This window comes from Kytococcus sp. HMSC28H12 (genome assembly GCF_001816045.1).
Classification (GTDB): domain Bacteria; phylum Actinomycetota; class Actinomycetes; order Actinomycetales; family Dermatophilaceae; genus Kytococcus; species Kytococcus schroeteri.
Window position 1 is genome coordinate 1 of record NZ_KV824566.1, and the last position, 2,821, is coordinate 2,821.

Annotated in this window: 5 protein-coding genes and 1 riboswitch; of the genes, 2 read left to right on the forward strand and 3 right to left on the reverse strand. The window is 72.4% G+C overall.

The features are described from left to right. Both HMPREF3099_RS08740 and pgsA read right to left on the reverse strand, forming a co-directional pair. Positions 1-155, reverse strand: a 155-nt coding sequence (locus tag HMPREF3099_RS08740) for a glycosyltransferase family 4 protein (RefSeq protein WP_237769809.1), incomplete at its 3' end; no start/stop codon positions are given. Between the two features lie 38 nt (positions 156-193). After that, positions 194-829, reverse strand: a complete 636-nt coding sequence (gene pgsA, locus HMPREF3099_RS08745) for a phosphatidylinositol phosphate synthase (RefSeq protein ID WP_070705610.1) — start codon at positions 827-829, stop codon at positions 194-196. A 183-nt stretch (positions 830-1,012) separates the two neighbouring features. Here pgsA and HMPREF3099_RS08750 point away from each other — a divergent pair, with 183 nt between their 5' ends. Further along, positions 1,013-1,279 carry a GlsB/YeaQ/YmgE family stress response membrane protein gene (locus HMPREF3099_RS08750; protein ID WP_070705611.1) on the forward strand — a complete coding sequence of 89 codons (267 nt, stop codon included), beginning with the start codon at positions 1,013-1,015 and terminating at the stop codon, positions 1,277-1,279. Between the two features lie 90 nt (positions 1,280-1,369). Here HMPREF3099_RS08750 and HMPREF3099_RS08755 read toward each other — a convergent pair whose 3' ends face one another. Continuing rightward, positions 1,370-1,924, reverse strand: coding sequence for an HIT family protein (locus HMPREF3099_RS08755; protein ID WP_070705612.1), 555 nt, complete (start codon positions 1,922-1,924; stop codon positions 1,370-1,372). A gap of 139 nt (positions 1,925-2,063) precedes the next feature. Then, a riboswitch (cyclic di-AMP (ydaO/yuaA leader) is annotated at positions 2,064-2,225 on the forward strand. Here HMPREF3099_RS08755 and HMPREF3099_RS08760 point away from each other — a divergent pair. After that, positions 2,226-2,717, forward strand: a complete 492-nt coding sequence (locus HMPREF3099_RS08760) for a C40 family peptidase (protein ID WP_083323657.1) — start codon at positions 2,226-2,228, stop codon at positions 2,715-2,717. It abuts the riboswitch before it with no gap. The last annotated feature ends 104 nt before the right edge of the window (positions 2,718-2,821 follow it).

The following is a 2,821-nucleotide window of genomic DNA, read 5'->3' on the forward strand; positions in this document are numbered from 1 at the left end:
GCGAGCGGGGACAGCGGGGCGTCCTCCTCGGCCCGGCAGGCGCGGCGCAGAGCCGCCCCGGACCCGGCCACGGGGGCGAGCACGCTCACGCGGTGGCCGGCTGCGTCCAGGGTGGAGGCCAGGTCCCGCACGTGGGCCTGCACACCACCGGGCATGTCCACCGGGTAGGGGCACACCAGTCCGATGTGGCGCCTCACACCAGCTCCCGCCGGGCGGTGGCCACCCGGTGCGCGACCGTGAGCAGGCTGGCGGCCAGGAGCACCCCCATCGAGAGGGTGAGGAGAACGACCGGCAGACCCAGGCCCACCAGCCCCGTGGTCACCAGCACGAGCAGCAGCCGCTCGGCCCGCTCGGCCGGGCCCCCGTCGGCGCGGACGCCCAGCCCCTCGGCACGGGCCCGCGCGTAGCTGACCAGGAAGCCGGCCACCAGCGAACCGAGCGTCAGGGCGCCCAGCACCCCGGCGTGGTCGGCCGGGAGCACGGGGTCGCTGCCGGTGCCCGCCACCCGCAGGGCCCACCAGGCGATGCCGAGCAGCACCGCGGCGTCCCCGACCCGGTCGCAGGTGGAGTCGAGGAAGGCCCCCCACGGCCGGGAGCGCTCCTGCTGGCGGGCCATCGCGCCGTCCAGCAGGTCGGAGAGCACGAAGAGGGTCACCACGAGGGTCCCGGCGAGGAACTGCCCGCGGGGGAAGAACCACAGGGACGCCACCACGACGCCCAGCAGGCCACCCACGGACACCGCGTCGGGTCCCAGGCCGGCGCGCAGGAGCGCTCGGGCGAGGGGGTCCACGACGCGCGCGAGGGCGGGGCGGGCATGACGGCTCAACATGGCGCTCAGAGCCTAGTCCGCCGCCGCGGCACGCCGGTCGGCGCGTCCGCGGGACGGCCCCGGGCCCATTCCCCTCGACAGGAAATCACGGCCGCGAGGTCCTAGAGTCGGTGCAAGCGCCCTCCGACTGCCCACTCGGGCAGTCACCTTCCCCTCCGAGGGCACTGACGAAAGGAGTCCCTCATGTGGACCATCATCGCGTGGATCATCGTCGGCGGTGTCGCCGGCTGGATCGCCAGCAAGATCATGGGCACGGACGCCTCCATGGGCATCCCGGCCAACGTCATCACCGGTGTCGTGGGTGCCGGCCTGTTCGGCTTCCTCTGGAACATCCTGTTCGCTGACGGCAACTTCATGGACCGCCCGTTCAGCATCCCGAGCTTCCTGGCCTCCATCGTGGGTGCCTGCCTGCTGCTGTTCATCGTGGGCAAGCTCACGCACCGTCGCTGAGCCGGTCACCCACTCGCGTGGGCCCCGTCGGACACGGTCCGGCGGGGCCCTCGCACGTTCCGGGCACCTCTCAGACGTGCCGCGCGCCCGTCACGCGGCGTGGTCGTCCCAGGCGGCCGACAGCTTGGCGCGGGTGTCCTCGAGCAGCTCGGGCAGGGCACGCGTCCGGGCCACCACGGGGAAGAAGTTGGAGTCCCCCGACCAGCGCGGCACCACGTGCTGGTGGAGGTGCTCGGCCACCCCGGCTCCGGCCACGGACCCCTGGTTCATGCCGAGGTTGAAGCCGTGGCACCCCGAGGCCGCGCGCAGCGTGCGCATGGCCTGCTGCGTCATCGCGCTGAACTCCGCCAGGGCCTCGTCGGCGATGTCGAGGTACTCCGGCACGTGCGCATAGGGGCACACGAGCAGGTGGCCGGGGTTGTACGGGAAGAGGTTGAGGGCCACGAAGCAGTGCGTCCCGCGGGCCACCACCAGGCCACTGGCGTCGTCCTTGCGCGGGGCCTCGCAGAAGGGACACCCCCGGGGCTCGCCTCCCCGCGCGGGATTGGTCTCCAGGTAGGCCATCCGGTGGGGCACCCACAGGCGCTGGAAGCCGTCCTGCACACCGGGCAGGTCGGCGCTCGACTCGGACGGGTCGGTCGTCATGGGTGGAGGCTACCGACGCCGCTCCAGCCCGTGGGTGGAGACGCGCCCTCCCCCCATGGGTTGACCTCCCCGGAGAGCATGCCCTACGTTGTCCACGCCCCCGATCCCTTGCGGGGGTGACGACGTCGCGCTGAGTCCCGCCACGACGCCGTTGATGTCCGACGAAAGTCGATGGCGGGAACGGGGTACCCACAACTGACGGCCTCCAGCCGTCTCGGGGTGAAGCCAGGTGTCCCCCTGGCCGGTTTCACAGGAGCCGAACCCGACAGGTCATACTCCGCAAGCGATCCTGAGATCCCTCATGTCTGCAACGACCTTCGAGATGCCTGCCGTCGCGACCCGTCGCTCCGTGCTCACCGGGACGGCTGCGGCCGCCGTCGGTGCGGCCGCCGTGACGGTCGGTGGGGCCACGGGTGCCAGCGCCCTGACCCGCACGTCGCGCCGCAACATCTACCGCACCGCCCGTACCCAGGAGGGCAAGCCGTACGTGTACGGCGCCAACGGCCCCTCCGCCTACGACTGCTCCGGCCTGGTGCAGTGGGCGTACAAGCGCCACGGCATCACCCTGCCGCGCTCCGCCGCCACCCAGTACCGTCGCGCCAAGGCCATCTCGCGCCGCAACGCGACGCTCGGCGACATGCTGTTCGTCGGCAACTACAACCACGCCTCGCACGTGGGCTTCTACGTGCCGTGGAACGGCCGCAACTACATCTTCCACGCCCCGCGTCCGGGCCGTCGCGTCGTCTGCGACCGCATCTGGACCTGGCGCTACACCACCCGCCGCTTCTACTGAGCAGCGGGTCCTCGTCACCGACGAGGACGTGACATCGGGAAGGCCCCCACCGGACGGTGGGGGCCTTCTCACGTCAGGGGGCACGCAGCGGCAGGCGCCCGCCG